At 38.5% G+C, this 20,755-nt stretch carries 16 protein-coding genes and 1 pseudogene; 3 read left to right on the top strand and 14 right to left on the bottom strand.

Going from position 1 to position 20,755, the window contains the following annotated elements:
* Nucleotides 1–3: 3 nt before the first annotated feature.
* The 5 genes from G7035_RS27900 to rfbC form a co-directional block, all read right to left on the bottom strand.
* Complete coding sequence (locus tag G7035_RS27900) at nucleotides 4–60, bottom strand: hypothetical protein (RefSeq protein WP_413782955.1); 57 nt, start codon at nucleotides 58–60, stop codon at nucleotides 4–6.
* 219 nt (nucleotides 61–279) lie between these two features.
* On the bottom strand, nucleotides 280–1,191 hold the full coding sequence (locus G7035_RS11295; protein ID WP_019688732.1) for a glycosyltransferase family 2 protein: 912 nt from the start codon (nucleotides 1,189–1,191) through the stop codon (nucleotides 280–282).
* Between the two features lie 192 nt (nucleotides 1,192–1,383).
* On the bottom strand, nucleotides 1,384–2,256 hold the full coding sequence (rfbD, locus tag G7035_RS11290; protein ID WP_019688733.1) for a dTDP-4-dehydrorhamnose reductase: 873 nt from the start codon (nucleotides 2,254–2,256) through the stop codon (nucleotides 1,384–1,386).
* 1 nt (nucleotide 2,257) lies between these two features.
* Nucleotides 2,258–3,277, bottom strand: coding sequence for a dTDP-glucose 4,6-dehydratase (rfbB, locus tag G7035_RS11285; protein WP_019688734.1), 1,020 nt, complete (start codon nucleotides 3,275–3,277; stop codon nucleotides 2,258–2,260).
* A gap of 80 nt (nucleotides 3,278–3,357) precedes the next feature.
* Complete coding sequence (gene rfbC, locus G7035_RS11280; RefSeq protein WP_016822986.1) at nucleotides 3,358–3,903, bottom strand: dTDP-4-dehydrorhamnose 3,5-epimerase; 546 nt, start codon at nucleotides 3,901–3,903, stop codon at nucleotides 3,358–3,360.
* A gap of 83 nt (nucleotides 3,904–3,986) precedes the next feature.
* Between rfbC and G7035_RS11275 the strand changes: the two genes are divergently transcribed.
* Nucleotides 3,987–5,861 (top strand): hypothetical protein, encoded by a 1,875-nt coding sequence (locus G7035_RS11275; RefSeq protein ID WP_016822985.1) that lies wholly within the window; start codon nucleotides 3,987–3,989, stop codon nucleotides 5,859–5,861.
* Nucleotides 5,862–5,930: 69 nt separating this feature from the next.
* Here G7035_RS11275 and G7035_RS11270 read toward each other — a convergent pair whose 3' ends face one another.
* From G7035_RS11270 to G7035_RS11235, 8 genes are all read right to left on the bottom strand, one after another.
* Nucleotides 5,931–7,028 carry an acyltransferase family protein gene (locus G7035_RS11270; RefSeq protein WP_019688735.1) on the bottom strand — a complete coding sequence of 366 codons (1,098 nt, stop codon included), beginning with the start codon at nucleotides 7,026–7,028 and terminating at the stop codon, nucleotides 5,931–5,933.
* A gap of 62 nt (nucleotides 7,029–7,090) precedes the next feature.
* Complete coding sequence (locus tag G7035_RS11265) at nucleotides 7,091–7,819, bottom strand: sugar phosphate nucleotidyltransferase (RefSeq protein ID WP_019688736.1); 729 nt, start codon at nucleotides 7,817–7,819, stop codon at nucleotides 7,091–7,093.
* A gap of 27 nt (nucleotides 7,820–7,846) precedes the next feature.
* Nucleotides 7,847–8,707, bottom strand: coding sequence for a glycosyltransferase family protein (locus G7035_RS11260; RefSeq protein ID WP_230877429.1), 861 nt, complete (start codon nucleotides 8,705–8,707; stop codon nucleotides 7,847–7,849).
* Between the two features lie 326 nt (nucleotides 8,708–9,033).
* On the bottom strand, nucleotides 9,034–12,870 hold the full coding sequence (locus tag G7035_RS11255; RefSeq protein ID WP_230877459.1) for a glycosyltransferase: 3,837 nt from the start codon (nucleotides 12,868–12,870) through the stop codon (nucleotides 9,034–9,036).
* 39 nt (nucleotides 12,871–12,909) lie between these two features.
* Nucleotides 12,910–13,323: an FAD synthase family protein gene (locus G7035_RS11250; protein ID WP_016822980.1), complete on the bottom strand. Its 414-nt coding sequence runs from the start codon at nucleotides 13,321–13,323 to the stop codon at nucleotides 12,910–12,912.
* The gene (gene asnB / locus G7035_RS11245; protein ID WP_019688739.1) at nucleotides 13,320–14,858 is read right to left on the bottom strand and encodes an asparagine synthase (glutamine-hydrolyzing); all 1,539 of its coding nucleotides are present in this window, start codon (nucleotides 14,856–14,858) and stop codon (nucleotides 13,320–13,322) included. The genes G7035_RS11250 and asnB overlap by 4 nt, the downstream gene beginning before the upstream one ends.
* Nucleotides 14,859–14,871: 13 nt before the next feature.
* Nucleotides 14,872–16,179, bottom strand: a complete 1,308-nt coding sequence (locus G7035_RS11240; RefSeq protein ID WP_019688740.1) for an ABC transporter ATP-binding protein — start codon at nucleotides 16,177–16,179, stop codon at nucleotides 14,872–14,874.
* 10 nt (nucleotides 16,180–16,189) lie between these two features.
* Entirely contained in the window at nucleotides 16,190–16,978 is a 789-nt protein-coding gene (locus tag G7035_RS11235; protein WP_026065453.1) for an ABC transporter permease, read from the bottom strand.
* 150 nt (nucleotides 16,979–17,128) lie between these two features.
* Here G7035_RS11235 and G7035_RS11230 point away from each other — a divergent pair, with 150 nt between their 5' ends.
* Nucleotides 17,129–19,579, top strand: a complete 2,451-nt coding sequence (locus G7035_RS11230) for an O-antigen ligase family protein (protein ID WP_019688741.1) — start codon at nucleotides 17,129–17,131, stop codon at nucleotides 19,577–19,579.
* A 197-nt stretch (nucleotides 19,580–19,776) separates the two neighbouring features.
* Entirely contained in the window at nucleotides 19,777–20,115 is a 339-nt protein-coding gene (locus tag G7035_RS11225; RefSeq protein ID WP_019688742.1) for a hypothetical protein, read from the top strand.
* A 189-nt stretch (nucleotides 20,116–20,304) separates the two neighbouring features.
* On the opposite strand, the pseudogene G7035_RS27895 reads toward G7035_RS11225, so the two are convergent.
* A pseudogene (locus G7035_RS27895) lies at nucleotides 20,305–20,512 on the bottom strand (transposase); the annotation flags it as partial.
* Nucleotides 20,513–20,755 lie beyond the last annotated feature (243 nt).

Below are 20,755 nucleotides of genomic sequence, written 5' to 3'. Positions count from 1 at the left end.
GGTCTATTTTCGTTTGTTAAACTCTAACAGTGTGACGATTAACGCCCCGAACGTCAGCATTAAACTGAGCGCCTCAAACACTGTCACAGGCTTCACCCCCCTCCTCGGGAGAGTTAGCCGACCGCCCTTGCCAGCTCTATCGGTTGCACGCTTCAATTATACTATATATTTCCAAAAAGGAACACGCATTCGATGGGTTTTTATCTAGCATTCATTTGCACCTTTGATTATTTGACGCTCTTACATGGAAAAAAGTTTCAATATTTTTCTTCCCAGCCCCTATAATTTCCCCAGTATAAAAACTAACTTATAAATCCAGTTGTCCAACCGGGACTGCCTATAAAACGGAGACTGCCCTATATATTTCATACGAGAAAACACACCCTTTTGGTAGCTGTCCAGGAATTGATCCACATCTCTGTACAATTGAGAAGGCATGTCTTGTCCATATAGTTGAACAAATTGCCGGGCTTGTTTACTTAAAATATAGCGATTTTTTCCTTTCACAAATCTACTTAGTCTCTTTCTCCACTTGCTAACCCAGCCATCCGTTGAACCTCCCAGCACATTGTTTTGATGCTGCCGATACCAAATCGACGGCTCGGGATCAAAAACAACCTCACCAAAAGAAGCGGTACATAAGTAAATCCACCAGTCATGCATAATAACATTGTTTAAGGTAGCTGGAATTTTCTTTTTCACGAGCTGGAGTGTTTGTTTATTGAACACCATGGTACAACCTACACACACATTCTCGATGAGAGCATTATATAAGGATAAAGGTCTGGGAATATCAGCTGGCCATACCTTGAGTGGCTCCAAGTTTTGAGAGACCATCTGGGTAGCAGAACAATACATCAGCGGCCGGCTCTCATCCTTTTCCCTGAGCTGAGCTACAGCCCGAGCAAGCTTGTTCGGCATCCATACATCATCCTGATCGCAAAAGGCGTAATAGTCGAATGTCTCGGACGATCTTTGAATCAGATCAAAAAAACTCGCAATAACACCTACATTACTCTCTGGGCATAACCTAATCTGTTTGGGATAACGTTGCTCCAATGTAATCAACTTGGCTACCGTATCATCTGTTGAGCCATCATCACGGATTAGAATCTGCACTTCTACGTCTTTTTGATTGATGAGACTTTCTACCTGCTCATCTAAGTAAGCTGCTCCATTATATGTAGACAATAAAACTTGTACATTAGGTCTGTTCAGAGTAATGCCCTCCTTCTTTGAAAATATGGGCTACGGGGACATGTACATTCCACCTGCCTATACATTATAATGCTCATCAGCCTTAATCAACATAGTCTCAAATATAATAAAATCTCCCAATCCTGAAATGATGGGAGATTTTTGATAGCTATGATACAGTTTTAATTATTCAGATTTATCAAAATACTCCTGCAAAAAGTCACGCAATCCCTTGCGCCAATCCTGTAAATCGTGGAACCCGTTGGTCCGGATAGCAATATGCTCCATCACGGAATTACGTGGCCGCGCTGCGGGTCTGGGAAACTGCTCTGTGCTGCATGGCTCTAATTTTGCAGTGATTTTCACAGCATATAGCTCTGCGGCATCCTGCAAAATAGCTTGTGTGAACTCGTACCAGGTGCAAGAACCGCTATTGGATGCATGATATACGCCATACTTCTCCGTTTGAATCAATTCCGCCAAAAAATGTGCCAAATCCACCGTATAGGTAGGTGAACCCTTCTGATCATTTACCACCTGAAGCTGCGGCTTCTCTTGTCCAAGCTTCAACATAGTTTTAACGAAATTGTTCCCGTACAGCCCATACACCCATGACGTACGAACAATAAAGTACCTAGAGCAAAGTGTCTTGGTTAGCACCTCTCCCGCCCGTTTGGACTTCCCATAGATACTCTGTGGATTCGTATTATCATATTCGTGATAGGGCTGCTCAGCGGTTCCATCAAATACATAATCTGTACTAATATAAACCAGTTTAGCCCCTGCTTCTTCTGCAGCCAGTACCATATTACGTGTTCCAGCAGCATTTACTTGATAAGCTCTATCCATATCAGTCTCCGCCGCATCAACCGCTGTATACGCTGCACAGTGGATTACAGCTTCAGGCTGATATTGTCCCACTATTTTCATCGCCTGGTCCAAATCCGTAATATCCAGCTGTTCCCGATCATAGCCAACAACATCATGTCCTTGCTCTTGGAAGACCTTTACCACATCCTTGCCGAGTTGACCGGATGCTCCAGTAACCAATATTTTCATTTTACACATCCCCTAAGCGGGAACCATACTGCTTGGCATAATATTGCTGATATTCACCGGATTGAATGCGGGTCCACCATTCCTCGTTGTCCAAGTACCAGCGAATCGTTTCTTTAATGCCGGTCTCAAAAGAGTGTTTGGGCTTCCAGCCCAGCTCGTTCATAGTTTTGGTCGGATCGATTCCATAACGGCGATCATGACCCGGACGATCCTGCACATACGAAATTAGAGATTCTGGCTTGCCCAGCTCCTCCAATACCGTTTTGACGATATGCACATTCGTTCGCTCGTTATTTCCCCCGATATTGTATACTTCACCCAGCTTGCCCTGATGAATGACCAGGTCAATAGCGCTGCAGTGATCCTCTACATACAACCAATCGCGAATGTTCAAGCCATCCCCGTACACAGGTAACTGTTGGTCGCTCAATGCACGTGAGATCATTAACGGAATCAGTTTTTCTGGGAATTGATATGGACCGTAATTATTAGAACAACGTGTGATATTCACTGGCAAACCGAAGGTTTCATGATATGCACGAACTAACAGATCACCGCCTGCCTTGGAAGCAGAATAGGGACTATTAGGCTGCAACGGAGTGGCCTCTGTGAACAATCCGGTTTCACCCAGTGAACCGTATACTTCATCTGTCGATACCTGCACAAATTTGGTCACATTATATTTCTTGGCGGCATCCAGTAACACCTGTGTACCCAATACGTTTGTTTTCACAAACACTTCCGGCTCCAAAATACTCCGATCCACATGCGACTCTGCCGCAAAATTCACCACCACATCAATTCCCTGCTGCATCAGCTGATCCATCACTTGTGCATCAGTAATATCTGCTTTCACAAAGGAATGTTTGGGATGATCTTCAATGGATTTCAAATTTTCTAAGTTGCCTGCATAGGTGAGTGCGTCCACATTCACGATTTCATAATCTGGATGCTGCTTTAACATATACAATAAAAAGTTACTGCCAATAAATCCGGCACCGCCGGTGACAAGAAGTTTCATAAATACCTCCTCAAACGTGCTTTAATACAATTAACATGTTATTTTAAAACAGAACGACAAAACAGCCGCCTATTATCACTCTAATCAAAGTTAATGTCTGCATCCCTAAATGTCGGATGCTTCTGATCCTTCTCTGAAAGAATAGCATGAGAAGTTGGCCAATCAATCCCCAGCGCAGGGTCATTCCACAGAATTCCCCGATCATTTTCGGGTGAATAATACTCGTCTACCTTGTACAGCACTTGAGTATTTGGAACAAGCGTACAGAACCCATGAGCAAATCCTTTAGGCACCAGTAACTGACGTCTATTATGCTCGCTTAAGATCACCCCGACCCATTGACCGAATGTTGGGGAACTTTTACGAATATCCACAATAACATCATAGATGGCTCCAGAAAGCACTCGGATAAGTTTGGTCTGGGCTTTAGGATGAAGCTGGTAATGCAGCCCTCGGATCACGCCAGCTTCTGCAGATAAGGACTGATTATCCTGAATAAAAGCATAGTTGATTCCATGCTGCTTCATGATTTGTTCATTGTAGCTTTCCATAAAAAAACCACGGTGATCACCATGGACCACGGGTTCAATAATTTTTGCACCTGCAAGTACTTCCTTTATTATCATTCACGAAACCTCCAACATCTTCTGTATATACTTTCATTTATGATTACTATAAAATTAATAAGCACACTATTTTGGGAGGGAATATGCTTTTGAATTTATCGAGAGTTAATAAAAATTTTGTTTGGTCCTATTTGATTTTGATGTGGCTACTTATCCCGATTCTCATATTGTTTAAAATTGATTCTTACTATATTTCCATATTATTCAGTCTAAATATTGCTCAGTCGTTTGTCATAGGTGCTACATACATTTTACACATCAGTGGTATCTTAACATATGCAAAGAAAGAAATAATGGTGCAATACCTAGCTTTTGGCGGCTATCTCGTTGGGATTATATTCATTTACGCTTTCCTCCAAAGGGAACATTTCATTTATTATTGGGACTTTTCGGCCTATTGGAATACTTCCATACAATTTAATAACCTCTTAAGTACAGATTTTATAGCAGCATCTAAACAAATCTATGCAAGTATTTTAAGAGACGATTATTCCGTGTTCCCAACAGTCTTTCTCGCCTTACCCTTAAAGTTCTTAGGTACAAGCTACATGAGCTATGTGTTAGCAATCTATACCTGCTTCTTGTATCCTTCTTGTTTGATACTATTCTTATTATGTATCAAGATTGCTGATCAAATCCAGCTAAACACAAAATTGAACGTTCTTATCATCTTTGTACTTACATTTACTTTCCCAATTATGATAGCTCCTATGTTGGGTGGATACCTGGATTCTATAGGACTTATTTTTATCGGCTTGTCCCTAGTTATCTTATTTAATAATGATTTTGAACGCTTAAATGTAAAAGCGATTTTACTTTTAGCTGCTTGCCTGGTATTACTAACATTCACAAGACGATGGTATGGATTCTGGATCGTATCTTTTTTTGGGTCGATCGGTATCGCCTTTATATTCAAATGGATTCTAGAAAAAGAGTTTCGCTTTAAGCAGCTCTTACAGGTTATCTTAAATTTTTTCATTATAGGAGCTTCAAGCGCATTGTTTCTTGTCATATTCTTCAATGAATTTATTCAAAGAGCTCTGACCAATAACTTTAAGAACGCCTACTCAGCTTATTATTTTGGTGACGTCTTAAGTAACTTGCAGAATTTATTTTATCATTACGGAGCCTTCATTTTCATCATAGCTCTTGTTGGTTGCATAGGCTTGTTATTCATTAGTAAAACAAGGTATATATCAATCTTTTTAGTTACGAACTTATTCATTACGTACTTTCTTTTTACAAGAATCCAAAGCTTAGCTTCTCAGCATTATTATCTGCTTACAGTGAATGTGTTAATTCTATTTATTAGTGGCGTTATTCTCATTCTAAACTATTTGTCCAAGATAAAATATGCAAAAAGTGTTGGCTTAGTTATTCTGGCTTATTTAGTGCTTTGTAATTTCTTAGTAACCTTTACGAATACAAATGCACGGCCTGTTACCTACTTCTCTTCTTTATTCAGTGACTTTAAACAAACACCTAGAGTAAGAACAGATATACCTGTTTTGAAGCAAATGACGGCTGATCTTAAGGAAATTTCATCAGAGCAGCATAAAGTATATGTCCTATCGAGCTCTGGAATTCTTAATGATGACATACTTAGACAGATCGAAATGCCTGACAATAGCAATGCTCTTCCGTTTATGAATCTGACTCACCATGTGGATTTAAGAGATGGCTTTCCAGTGTCGTTTTTTGAGTCTGATTATGTTGTGATCGCATTACCTACACAATACCATTTAGGTGAAAGTGGTCAAAAGGTTGTAGGTATACTCGCAGAAGAGGTCATGAACGGATCTCTTAAAAATAATTTTAAACCTTTAAAAAGCTATACTCTTGATAATAACGTAGAAGCCATCGTCTTGAAAAAGACGTCATCCATCACAAAAGAAAAAGTTGAGCTTATACGTTCACAATTCAGAAAAATATACCCTGATAATCCCGATCTTTTCTAATTCAATCCAGATGTCCGACGCATAAAAAAAGCCCTCGAATAAAAATCGGGGGCTTTTTTTTGTTAATCATTAAACATTTTTATTGGGAATTGTAGTTATTTTAGAATTGCCAAAACTAAATTTTTTGCCAATCAGGAATGGTAAGAATCTATTAAAAATTTCAATGAAAAGGACACAACTTAAGAAGACAAGCAAGGTAGAGATAACAACAAATGAAATTCCATCTAAATACATATTTGTTTTAACAGAAAACATCTCGTAAAAATTCACATTCTCCCAGAAGCTAAGTATTAATCCATGCAGACCAAATATAATTAGAGAATTTTTACCAAAATAGGACAACAAGTTAGATGACTCAATTTTTTTAGATAAGTAAATATAGAATACTAGACTGCTCAGTACTGATAGGTAAAATAATATATAATTATGCCCATAGTAATTTCCTGACATGCCTGGCTTGTCATTTATTAAAAATAACACAAGACCCAGGAAGCCACCAGCATAAGCAATGTATGGTTTATTTAATTTGATTTTTTCAATAAAAAATTGTTCATTCATTTTAAATAAATAACCACAAATAATTAAGGAAGCTGCATTAATTGAAGTTCCCAATGACCAGGGAAGTGCATGTGTATCAAGCTTACTTAAAAATGCCCCTAGAATGGTGAGCAATATCCAAAATACATACATATAACTTTTCTTTGAGGAAATCTTCAAAACTAAGTACGAAATAATTTGGGCCAAGAAAAGACAAGGTAGGAACCATAGAGACATATTAAGAATACCCAAGTGATTCCCATCTGCATATAAAAAAGTTTCAATAACAACCATTGGATCAAGTGTTCCGACAATCCCCATCCAATGCATCCAACCAAAATACAATAAGGAACATATATAAAGAGTCGTATATGGTAAAAGGATTGTTTTGATTTTAGACCACAAAAAACTACTAAATTTATACTTCTGAAAATTAGAGGTAAACCCAGAAGCAAAAAAGAAAAGAGGCATATGGAAGGAATAAAAATACCCTATTATAAAGCTTTTATCCATCAACTCATTCCCTTTAAAACCATGAGGCACCAAATGTGAGAAGACTAAAAAAATAATTGCCAGTCCCTTTAAAACATCTACCCACTTTATTCTAGCTGGAGCATGCACAATTTGCATTTATAAAGTCTCACTTTCTTTATGTCATTGTTATCTGCGGATTCTTTAGTCCTGCGATCATCCTAGGAAAATAGTTCATAATCCATTTCACTCACTAATTTGTTAGCAAGCATCAATGAAGCATGTGTTCCCGCATCAGTCCACCAATTTTCTAAAATATCAAATGTAAGTTGGTTTCGTTGAATATAAGCGTTATTCACATCTGTGATTTCATATTCTCCTCTTGCTGAAGGGGTCAAAGTCTTGATAATATCAAACACTGAATGGTTAAACATATAAATGCCCGTAACTGCATAATCACTCTTAGGGTTCTTAGGCTTTTCTTCAATATTTACAATGTTATCGCCTTGTAATTCTGGTACTCCATAGCGATTAGCATCAGGAACTTTATGAAGTAGCAATTTCGCTCCCGATTCTTGAAGCTTGAATTTTTCAACGAATGAGGTTATATCATCTTTAAATACATTGTCCCCCAAAATTACAACCATCTTGTCATTACCAACAAAGTGCTCAGCTAAAAGCAAAGCCTGTGCAATTCCACCGGCTTCATCTTGTACTTTGTAAGTCAGTGTAACTCCAAGGTCGACTCCACTTCCTAAGAGATTAACTACATCTCCCATATGTTCCTTTCCAGTAACGATCAAAATATCGTTTATATTCGCCTTTTTTAGCTTGTCAATAGAGTAATAAATCATTGGATATTTACCAATCGGCAGCAAATGTTTGTTTGTAACTTTAGTAAGCGGGTATAATCTAGAGCCAGTCCCTCCAGCTAATATAATCCCTTTCATATCTAACTTCCTCCTATTAAAGCTCTTTTATAGTAGCTCCATAATGGTTTTTGCACGAGCTTCCCAATTGTTGTGGACTATGAAGTTTTCCAGTTGCTCCTGATTATTAAAAGGCCGTTGCAGGGTGTCTACACTCGCCAGATACTCCCTTATTTCTTCTAAACTACGATATAGATAGACCCCTTTCTGATCTAATAATTTAGTTTCTTCACTCTGCACAGCTAGAGTCACTTTATTCAGACTAAGATACTCATAAACTTTGACTGGATTAATCGTATCAATTCTATCTGAATTCCTTGAAAAGGGATATAAACAAACATCAAAAACATCAATAATCGCACCAATTTCTGATTTGGGAACTGGGTTATAGTATCTAATCCCACTATGCTGCTCAAAATTATAGTTCAGGTTATTTCTCCCAACCAAACATACAACAAACTTCTCATCAAATTCTGTAATTGCCTTAACCGCTTCCACGTCAAACCAGTGGTCAAGCGCTCCTACATAGCCAAAAATATGGTAGCCCTCATGCTTTAATCGTCTCAAGTCACTGGCAACCAAGCTATTTACATTTATGTTTAGTATAGCTGTATCCACAGCATTTTTCACTAAATAAGATTGTTTATTCAATGATAGAGAATGCTTATGCAAATCATTGCTCGTAGATATAACAAGATCCGCCTTGGCAAGTAATTCAAGTTCCCACTTTTTGAGTAACTTCTTCATCAATGCATTGTTAGTTAGAAATACATAGTCGTCCATACGATCAAATATAATCTTCTTCTTATTTTGTTTAATAAGAGGATAAAAAACCGGGCTCCCCAACCAAATGATATCTGAACTGGAAACAAAATCCTTTAATTGTTTCTTTTCAAACCATTGATTCATATGAAATATGTCTAAGCCTTCAAAGCTTCTAGGTAATCTCAGACTGCCTGACGGCCTGAATATTTGAAGACTATCATTAATGGTTTGTTTTCTTTGTTTATAATCTGAGTTCTGCCTTGCAATACTATTAAGTATGCTAATGGATGGTTCTACAAAGGTAATGTGAACCCCGGGAGCTTAGCAAATTCTTCAGCCAAATGTTGCGGACGTTGTTTTAAATCATCCCAATAGATTGGAGAGAAATATAAAATTTTCAATTTAACAGCTCCATACTAATAAAGGCGCCCCTTATTTTTATAAAAGAGGCGCCTTTAAAGTTTTATTAATTATCTATACGCTCCTGCCAGCTGTCTTCGCGTATTTATATCATTTTCCTTCATTTGTATCAGCTCTTCATATGCTTCGATTGTGTACTGTTTATACAAGATATCAATTTCAACATCCTGATTTTTAGCCGGCATCTTCTGCAAATGGTCTAATTCAGCTTTAACAATTTCAAGGTGATTCTTATCTGCTTCAATATCCGATTCCATTGGCGCATACAGATCCTTTTGCAATTGGTAATTGGTTAAAATGCTATTTCGCATTGTCTTTCTAACATGCTCAACCGTATATCGGGAGGTGTCCACATCATGAATGACTTTCATCTTCGGATTAAGACCAACCTTATACCCGATTTCTCTCATAGCAAAAGATACAACAATTTCTTCTCCTCCAGCGTAATTGTTTCCTTTACGCCCATAAGCGCTTCTAAAGCCCCCAATTCGCATTAGTGCAGCATGTCTAACCGCAAAGTTGGCTCCATAAGGAAACTCCCACTGAAAATTAGAATCAATAATTTCTTCGCCTTCCACAATAAGCTGACTCCAGTAGGCTTCAGTACCTGGTTTAACCACCTCAGGCCGTTCCTCGTGTAAATTGAGTATAATATTCCCACCCATAACTCCGATATCCGGACGATCTGAGAAGCCTCTGACGGTCTCTTCAAGCAAGTTGGAGTTCGCGATAGCATCATCATCAATATAGAGTATGACTTCACCCTCTGCTCCAAATAAACCAACATTACGTGCAAAGGAAAGGCCTTTTAACGGTGCCTCCATATATCGCATGAAGGAATCATCAATATTATAGGTTGCTCTGAACTCACGAACCAGATGATGAATCTCATCATTCTGATAATCATTATTGACAACAATGATTTCATAGCTCGCTTTATCCAACGACTGTTCTATCACTGATTTAATTGCATTGGAAAGTTTCTCACTCCGCTGGTAAGTGCAAATAATAACAGATAGATCCTTTTTATAGACGGGTTCACTTTCAATTACCGCCTCAATGCGATATAAGTGATCGTTTTTAACCTTGGTATTTATAAGAGAGAACAGAACTTCGGTCTCCTGTGCAAAAAAGTCATAGTTGCTATCCGTCTCACCATTCATTTTATCCTTTATTTTCAGATCCCAAGGATAGTCAGCTATAAATGTATCTGTGGTATGCTCTGATTTATCTATAAGCAGTGCATACATAGACGATGAAGCATTAGAATCCATAAATTCAAAATTATGGACTTCGCCTGTTTTAATATATAAATAGCAAATAGGCGTTGCCAAATTAAGGCCAATAATCGTATTTAGTTCATCTCTTCCAACCACGGTATGGCCCTTAGCCAGAACATATTTCTTAAAATCACTAACTTCAGCTGCGTCTCCCTCAATGATCCAAACTAATGGGGTCAGATAAAAATCCCTTCTAAAATCATCAAGTACCATGAGTTTATATCTGTTAGATGTGATGCCGAGTTCTTGATCTGAAGCGGTCAATGATTTATCATGCCAGCGATAATCATATATAGGCTCATCGAACGTCACATGTTTGAGCTCAAATAAGGAGTTCACTCTCATCCAATAATCATAATCTTCAAGGGTATGCTTATAACTAGAGTAGTCACCTAATAAGTGAGTCACCTTGGCCCTATACATAAAGGCCGCACCAATCGTATTGTTAGGATATACATTTAGCTCCAATGCGGACTTAGGTAGCATAACATTGCCACTGAACTGTGGTTCTTCATACCAGCCATGGTTGGAAATTACTTGGCCGTCCGAGTCAATTAACCTCATGTTCGCATATACCATACCAATATTTTCATCACGTTTAAGATCAGCGACCATCTTCTCCAAGAAATGTTCAGGAAGAATGTTATCTGCACTGGTCCAAGTATGGTACTCACCCTTAGCTAGTTTAAAACCTCTGGATAATGTTCTTGGTATTTTACGATTTTCCTGATGGACTACCCTAATACGATGATCTGCTTTGGCATACGCATCAATAATTTCTGCCGTTTTATCTTTTGAACCATCGTTAATAATAATGAGTTCAAAATACTTATAAGATTGCTGCAGAATACTATCAATAGCTTTCGATACATAATCCTCACCGTTATATACAGGAAGAACGATCGATATAAGATCTTTCTCAAATGCAGTCTCGAACTTATCAAGTTCCAGGGAAAATGAATTGTCTTTGGCTACTTTATAATTATAAAATTTATACTCGTACCAAGTTAATAACTGATTGTAGTTTCCTTCATCTTTGCGCAGATCAACAGGATGATCCCCTGCGTTAGTCCGTTTAAGCTTATGCGACACTTTAGATTTAATCTTTTTTAGTAAGATCGTGGTGCCATAGTTTTTCCATACTCTATATCCCTTAAGAACATATATCATTTTGGACTTGTGTAAAATATGTTTAAGTTTATTCGCCATTTTCCACCTTTTAGAGTTATAAATATTATGAAGCTCCGTGGACAGTCTTCCATTATATTCTTGCAACTCACTGAACTGGGTGTTCAGTTCATTATATTGACCAAATAGCTGTCTATATTGATGGTTTAAAATATCCAAGTTGTTTTTTTCATCATTATAATCCTGTGTGAGTTGAGCGTACTGTTGTTCTAATTCATCTTTCTTTTCAGACAGAGATCTAATATCTGCTGACATGCTGTTTATTACATTTTCCTGATGATCACGCGTTTGAATCAATGTGTTAATCTGATCCGTATGCTCAGCTATGCGTTGTTTTTGCTGTTCTATTTCTTGGCTTTGATTTTGATTATGAGTTTGTAATTCATTAAATTCATTTTTTAGACGTGTATGCCCTGCTCTATAAGCCTGGTCTACGTCATCTTGTAAAAATCTATTAATTACATCCATACACTTATCTATCGTCTCTCTTCCTTTGACCGGAAACATCTCTAAAGTAAATTTCCTTCTTTGTTGTATTAGTTGTTCATCTAAGATTGCATTAAGTAAAGTTTGCTTAATATTGTCGTTATCGCTCACAAAAGGAACAAAGTTTTGCTGAACTATTTGTTCTTCCAAAGGTAGAATCCCCTCGAACGATTCTGTTTGGGGATGCTGGAATATTACAATTGGAGTATCCGTAAACAGCGCATCAAATATAGCCCCAGAGCCGTCAGACAATATTACATCCGCTTCTTCTATTAAATGAACAAGAGAAGCCTTGTGATCAAGCACTTCAGGAACATGAGACTTAACTAGACTAACCCGATCATGCTCCAAAAAAGAAGTGCCATGGTGCAATTTTACCTTCATATTAAAGGTATCTGAAATTTCTTCAATATGGTTCATTACAAGCTCAATAGACGATTCATTCCCATACGTAGGCAAATAAAGCAAATTATATTTATCCGTTTCGCGCTTCATTCTTTGAAATTTAGCATATTTAATCATGCCTACGATTTCAGTCTGAGTGTAGGCTGCCAGAACCGAGGAATCATATAGCCCATTACAAAAAATGAAATCGAAATTCCGACTCCATGTATCTAAATTCCAGTTTGGTTTAGCCATTCCATACTGATATCTGAACTTATAATCGGACTTAACTTCCAAATAATAGGGGAGGTAAGGATAGAAGGCTATTTTATATGCTTTGTCGGGTACAGCGCTTGTTAGAGTCACGTTTATACCGTTATTCTTCAAATAATGATAGGTATCTAAGGACATGTCTCCCCAATCATCTTCTTCAATGTGAGGGACATAAATATCACAAACGATCTGCTTTTTTTCACATTCCTCAATTAAAGGCTTAATCGTTTCATATAAAACAAGATTGTGAATGACAAAAGCTATAGATCTGTTCATATTCACTGTAAAACCTCTTCCTTTCAGGCAAAAATCCACTTATTTTCTTAATTTCAGTAATGTCTCATTCAGTAAAGTTGATGATGTACTCTTCGTATAGGGAAAATATATAATTTTCACTCCAACTTCCTTAAACTGCAACTCGTACTGGTCCCAACGTTCATTTTGAAACCAATCATCACCAACGAACATTACGTCATACTTTAATTTTTGCCAAACCTCAAATTTATCCATGGAGTCCTGAGGAATTACAGTATCAACAAATTTGATATTTCTAACAATCTCAATTCTTTCCTCAAAAGGAATGACCGCTTTTTTGTACTTATATGAAACCAACTCATCTGTGGTCACACCCACAATGAGTTTGTCACAGAGTGACTTAGCATTTCTCAACAAATTCAAATGTCCAATATGAAATAAATCGAAGACTCCGGAAGTATAGCCGATAATCATAAGATTTCTCCTAACGTATTTAAATTGAAGTTAAACCATTTGTCGAATGTCGTCTTCCCTTCAATTTTTTCAGAAGATAGGACTCTTTCAAGTTGAACAGGAAAACCTACCTTTTTTCTGTTTACAATCTCTGCTGGGATAATGTCTTTAAAAATTCTCTTGAGCGGAGCCTTAACAACTCCATCCTTCATCTTATACTGAGCGTCTACCCCTGCAAGCCTTTCAATTAATCTGTAATCCAAGAAAGGAGATCTTGCTTCTACCGAATTTAACATCGAGGCACTATCCAGCCTTTTGAGTAACCCTCGCAAATGGGCTTGTTGAAAGAATGCCGCTACGATTTTTTGAGGGGACTTTAACTTCATAAAAGGTGCCAATGCATCTTCTACAATCTCTAAATCATCTTCCGATCCATAGGTGTAGAGATCACTAAAGGCTCGGATATCAAAGTCTGTGGTGCTACTAGCCCATCTGAAGATACGATCATATCCAAAGAAAAGCTCATCAGCGCCTTCTCCACTTAATATGACTGTGTTCTTAGCAGATGCTTGTTGTGTCATATGATACAGCAACACTTCGTTGGGCACAGACAGAGGCTCTTTTTTTACAATCACCAGTTCACGAGCTAATGATAAAAAGCGATCAGGATCAAATAATATCGGGTGATGAATAGTGTTATATCTTGTTGCTGCGATTTCAGACCACTCGAACTCATTATAATCTTCAAAGCCAACAGTCCAAGTATGCTCTACTCCAGCGAGTGCAGTAATAATCGTGCTATCCAAGCCTCCGCTAAGGTAACTTCCAATTTCAACATCTGCGATCTTGCGGTACTCTACTGCAGAACGAATTAAAAACTCAAGTTCCTCATCAGAAGGCGGCTCTTTCTCTGAATAATCAAGTTCCCAATATTTAATAAATTCACCATTCTCATAGTAATATCCTGGGGGAAACTCTTTTATTTCATTATAGACAGTACGGTTATTAAAAAAACATCTCATTTTTTTATATTGTCTTACAGCTGCTTGATCTAAAGAAACGTTGTGAACTAATGGGAGCAATGGAGCAATTTCAGAACTAAAAATGAACTCTTCACCATTCTTGTTGTAATAAAGCGGCTTTACTCCCATACGATCTCGTGCTGCAAAAAATGCTTTGTGCTGGACATCTAAAACAATAAAACTGAACATTCCATTAATCCAATTCAACATTTGGGGACCATATTGAATGTAAAGCTTCAATAAAAGTTCAGTATCTGAGTTTGTTCTCATTTGAATTGAATAAGTAGAAGCTAATTCTTTATAATTATAGATTTCTCCATTGAATATAATCACATATCTTCCATCATCAGAAAAAAAAGGCTGATCACTTCTCTGATCCAGATCTAAAATGCTTAATCTGTTGTGACCAAGCATAAAATTTTCATGCTGGTATACACAAAGCGGGGCCGTAGGCCCCCGATGCTTCATTATATTTAATGAATTAAGAAATGCTTCTTTATTTATAGCTACATTAGAAAACAAAATCCCACACATTTTATCACCAGCCTTAAGTAATAACTTGCAAATCTATTGTATTATCTACAAATATTAAACCTGGTACGTAATTATTCTCTGGCTTAGGAACCTCAAAAACAGCTGCTATACTTACGCTATCCAAATAAAGAGGCTCAAACGGCTTAGGCTTTAAGCCAATAGAAATGGTGTATTTACCACTTTCAGACAAAAGATTGCGGAAATTAAAGTTAACCTCAAGAATGCCCCCTGCTTGCATTTTCGGGACTAATTTGGCCTTATTGTAGATATTCATGCCAAACACATCTACACCAGTATGGTTTCTAACCATGTAGCCAATGGTTCCCTCGGAATCAATATCTTTATAATATTGTGCCAGCAAACGCAAAGTAACCATTTCGCCAAAAGGGACCTGGTTTACCACTTCTCCATTGACTAACAAGTCTGCCCTTATAAAACGTGCATCTCCCGTTCCAGAACGAAACTCATTGGCACGTTTTGCAAAAGCAGGATCCTCTTCTAACAACAACAGCGTACTCTTTTTATCCGTTTCGGAATTCACAAATGTATCCAAAGATTGCACACGCTTCATATCTGCAATTTCCTGGTTAATAATATTTTCATAAATTTGTGCTACGCGCTTCACTGGACCAATTTCGACCATGTGTCCCTTATCAATAAGCAATGCTGTATCACAAAAACTCTTAATGGTATCCATGGAATGAGAGACAAATAAAACTGTGCTCTTTTTAGAGAGCTCCTTCATTTTGGTGATACATTTGGCCTGAAAATAAATATCTCCAACAGACAAGGCCTCATCCACAATCAAAATGTCTGGATCAACATTGATGGCTACTGCAAAGGCTAATCGGGCAAACATACCGCTGGAGTACATTTTGACTGGTTGATTAATGAAGTCCCCAATATCCGCAAAGGATGTAATATCTTCTACCTTCTCATCCATTTCTGCTTTGCTATAGCCCATAAGCGTACCATTTAAATAAATATTTTCCATTCCAGTTAAGTCTGGATTAAACCCAGCACCGAGTTCCAGCAGAGCTGCAACTTTCCCATTCACTTTTATGCTTCCATGGGTAGGCGTAATTACGCCTGTAATCATTTTTAAAAGAGTCGATTTGCCCGAACCATTTTTACCGATAATGCCAATCGCTTGCCCTTTTTTAATAGAAAAGGAAAGGTCACTTATGGCTTTGAAATCAGAATGATATTTCTTTTTAAAAGGATGAATAGCCTCTTTTAAACGTTCATTGGGATTATCATATATTTTATATATTTTAGTGACATTATTAACTTCTACAGCAACTGATTCTGTTTGAGTCATACTCTTCTCCTCACAATACATCAGCAAAATGAGATTTCATTTTTTTGAAAATTTTGATTCCTATCGTACCTGCGATGATCACAATAGCCCAAAAGTAGATCGTCATGGATGGATGCTCCCAGAACCATTTGTGATTAATAAAGGTATCACGATATCCTTCAACAATATAGAAAACAGGATTAAGTTTAAAGAAAAACTGATACTTATCCTCGACAATATTCAAATTCCAAAAGATTGGCGTAAGCCAGAAAAACAATTGAATAAACACTCCTACAATTTGACCAACATCTTTTACAAAAACAACCAATGTCGCTGTTATGTAAGAAATGGACAAAGAAAGAAGAATGGTGGCCAATAAATAATAAAGGATTTGAATGTTATACATCGTAAATTCAACATTGTATATTTTGAACATAATGAAAAGAACGATGATAAAAAAAACATGGACAAAAAGAGCAGCCAAAATTTTTACCATTGGTAGCAAGCCTACTCGGAAAACAATTTTCTTTACCAGATAATTGTTTTCAATAATACTATTGGTTGCAGTTGACAAGCTTTCCGAAAAGAATAACCACGGTACCATGCCTGTTAGTAACCAAAGTATAAAAGGAGTATCACCAATAGGTACATTTTTAAAACCAACCTGAAATACGACCCAATAAACAAGTATAGATACCATAGGATGTATAAAAGCCCAGAGTACTCCCATAAATGAACCAAGGTACCTAGATTGTATATCCTTTTTAGACAATTCCCAAAGTAACTTTAAATTTTTCGAAAAGTTTTGAGTTAAATTCATACGAGTGTGTCACGACCTTAAACATGGTTTGGTAAGTCTCTTACAATACAACAATGTAAATATGTGGGAAGTTCATTCTTGCGATATGGCTCTGACAGCTACTATATGCTAAAATGTTGACGTATCTACAAGAAAAGGAGATTGTAAACCTTGTCGAATCCAGTATACGGGAAACAGGCCAAAACGTCGACCCGTGACGATAAAAGGCCGGCTATGTTTTGGGTGTTAATTGTTGGCATGATTTTGTTTTTAGCTTGGGCCCCCTTCCAGGCGGCGCTTTTTAATGGTCAAATGCTCGACTTTGAGAAGCCTCTGTATTGGGCTTTGATCATCAGCACGATTCTGCTGATATTGGGAATCGTAACCTATTATAAGAAATTCAAATTGGAAGATCAAAGAGACTGGTTGGCTGTGCTTGTTATCTTACTTCCGCTGACGTTCGTGCTTTCATTGATTTCTGCTGCTTCTCATTATCTCGCGATGAACATGGTAGTGGTGCAGTGCATCTATGCCTCGTTCTTCATCATTACATTGTACGCCTTGCGAGATCGGTTGAGCAACCAAATCATCCAAACCGCGATTATGACCGTAGCTTATATTATTATAGGCTTCGGCCTCATCAACTGGTTTGGACAGTGGGCATTGGCCGGACGACTCGTGGATTGGTTCTCAACAATGGTAAGCGGTAATCGCTACGTTGATGCCATAAAGATAGATACTAATGGTCCGCGTCTCACTTCCGTCTTCCAGTACGCGAATACATATGCGGCATTTTTGATGGCATTTTTGTTCGCAGCTATCTTTTGTCTGATGAAGTCGAAGACGTGGTATGGAAAAGCGACTCATGCCTTTATGCTGGTGCCTATATTGGTATCACTGTTCCTGACACTTTCACGTGGTGGTCTCATAATGCTGCCAGTCGTATTTGTTCTTTTACTTCTGTTCTTTAAGCCAGCGCGGCAAATCTTATGGCTTTTACATTGCGCAATTGCGGGTGTCGTTTCACTTGCTATTTTGAGTCCTATTACAAATTGGGGATTACAGCTGAATCAGACCTACAACGGTGCTGTGGCTGCTAAAGGCTGGGGACTGCTTCTTGGGACTTCCTTGGTGACTGCAGTTGTTCTATGGCTTATACAAACCTCTCTGGGATCTCGTTTGGAAAAAAGGATGCACGGTCTAGCCTCACGTAAACTCTCTAATCTGTGGCTGCCTGTTGGCTCTGTGGTCGTGATTGGTGTAATTGCGTTCCTGCTCATTGGTACAGGACTACGAACTTTTCTACCAGCCAATGTAGAGACACGTCTGGAAAATATCAACTTCCAACAGCATAGTGTGCTGGAACGTATAACCTTTTATCGCGATGCTTCCAAGCTAATTGCTGATTATCCGTTGATTGGCGCAGGTGGCGGCGGTTGGGCTACGCTGTATGGAAAATATCAAGACTATGGCTACACAAGCGCACAGGCACATAACTTTTTCATGCAGTATCTGGTAGAGGCCGGTATTCTTGGATTCATTATTTTTATGGCATTTATCCTTTATATCTTCTATAAATACATTAAAGGTTACATCAAGAGCGATGAGGAAAAGCAGGATAGCCACTTCCTTTACCTGATCTTGGCAATGTCCATTTTGCTCCATAGTCTATTGGACTTTAATATGAGTTATGTGTTCATGGGTATACTGGTGTTTATTGGACTCGGGGGTATGGCTGCAGCAATGGATGCACAACCTGTAAAACGCTTGGCGATGAAGCCTGAAGGTTTCCGTCCGATTTATAGTATCGTCATTTGTGTTCTCAGTATTGTGCTTCTGTTTGTAGGGCTGCGCTTTGCACAAGCCAGCAATGCTGCCTGGGAAGCAAAAGCGCTGGAAAGCAGCAATTCGTTCGAACAACGACAAGCTGCTTATAATAAGGATTTGAATCTGCGCCCAACTCATATTGATTCAATTGTTGGTTTGTCTAGTATGTATTATCAGGTCTACAAGCAAACCAAACGCGAAGAGTTCTATACAGGCGGTATGGCCATTGTTGATTTGGGGCTGCAGGCAGAACCGTATAATAGAAATATGCTGTTTATCAAAATGCGACTTGAGCAAGCTAAAGGAAACAATGACAAGGCATTTGCCATTTTGGAAAATAACCGTGCTAACTTCACCTGGGATCTGGATTGGTACAATTTGCTGATTACCCAAGCGTTTGAATTTGGCAATAAAGCTCGATTGGCTAAGGACTCAGCCAAGGAACAGAAGTATTTCCAAGCAGGTCTTGCTGCTTATCAGCAGGTTCTAGATGGGGTAGCTCATCTTAAGACGATTCCACCTGAAATTCAATTGATACGTACTTTTGAAGTAACTCCAAGCATTGCGCTCAGTGCTGGAAAAATTGAGTTCATGTCAGGTAAACCCGCCGAGGCTGCCGTCATCCTGAAAAACGGCTTGAAGGACGATCTGAGTGACGCTACGAATCGTGAGGTAACCCGATACTATATTGCCGCTTTGCAAAAGCAGGGACAAGATGACAAAGCATTGTACGATAAGCTGATTCAAGCTGATCCCAGGGAAAAAGAACTGATAAACGAACTGAAAAGAGAATAGTCCCTGGAGTTTAGTTGTTCTCTGTTTTGTTTATTTGAGGCTGTCCCATAAATCGATGGGATGTCCTAAAAAACAAAAAAGCCTATCCTTGCTAAAATGGATGTGGGACTACCCCACAACGTGAGACAATTAAAACACCTTCAAGAGAATGTAATCCTGTCGTAAGATAGGGGGATAACCTTGAAGGTGTTTTTGCGTTGGCAACTAGAGTGAGTTACCCGTTAGAAATAAAAAGTGAGAGCGCCCGAAATGAGATTGGCAGGAGTACCTGTAAGAGAGGTTATAGAGCAGTTGGAGATACGGAATATGACACAGCTCAAAACGTGGATGAAAAAACGGAGTATACCGTCTGGAGCAGCCTGTGGGCAAGCGATACAGCTACGGACAAGGTCCGTGAACACTCTTTGGAGTTTGAAGAAGTAAGAGTAGAAAAAATGCACAAGGAGCTGGAAAGAAGGTGGAACCTAAAGTCGTCATTGCTTGGGTCGAGTCCATTCGAGAAGTCCTCAGGATCAACTCGCTCACGTTGTAAGTGAGGCTCTGAATTGGCTCGATGACACCACCTTAGACGCAACCTACCCTGAAAGGGACGAAACAACAATCATCGCAATAAGCTCATCAAATTCATTTTCTACGCCTATATACAGCGCATCTACTCATCCCGTCAAATCGTCAAAGCCGTTTAAGAGCTATTCCATTCATTTGGCTGACCGCTCGTCACGTCAAGGTACAGCAAGCTTCTGCTCGCCATACTCGCTGACGACGTTCTTTCTTGCTATTGCTGTTACGGCTGTTTGGCGTCATTTTACCCTTGATCTCTTGCTCCTCCTAGCCCAGGTGCGCGTCCGTTTCTACTTCCAACACCTCCTGTGCAGTCACCTGGTTTTTCTCCTTAATGAAAGCTCGCAGTTGCTCTTTTGACCAAAGCCCCATGTATTCTTCCCCCTTTCTATGACTTCCATTTTACTAAACAAACTATCTTACAGACTCTAGTGAATCAAAAAGCGCAGATTTCGGACTAATTCAGCCTTGTAACCTACGCTTTTTCTCATGAAGTTAATTATAATTCGTCTCATAGGCTGTTTCACTATAAAAAACTGCCTTTGAGATACCCCTTTTTATTGTTCATCTTTTGAGTGGAATTGTAACCCTGTTATCGATTAAGAATGCTAACCA

This window comes from Paenibacillus polymyxa, from assembly GCF_015710975.1.
Classification (GTDB): domain Bacteria; phylum Bacillota; class Bacilli; order Paenibacillales; family Paenibacillaceae; genus Paenibacillus; species Paenibacillus polymyxa.
This window is presented reverse-complemented; position numbering and strand designations above follow the sequence as displayed.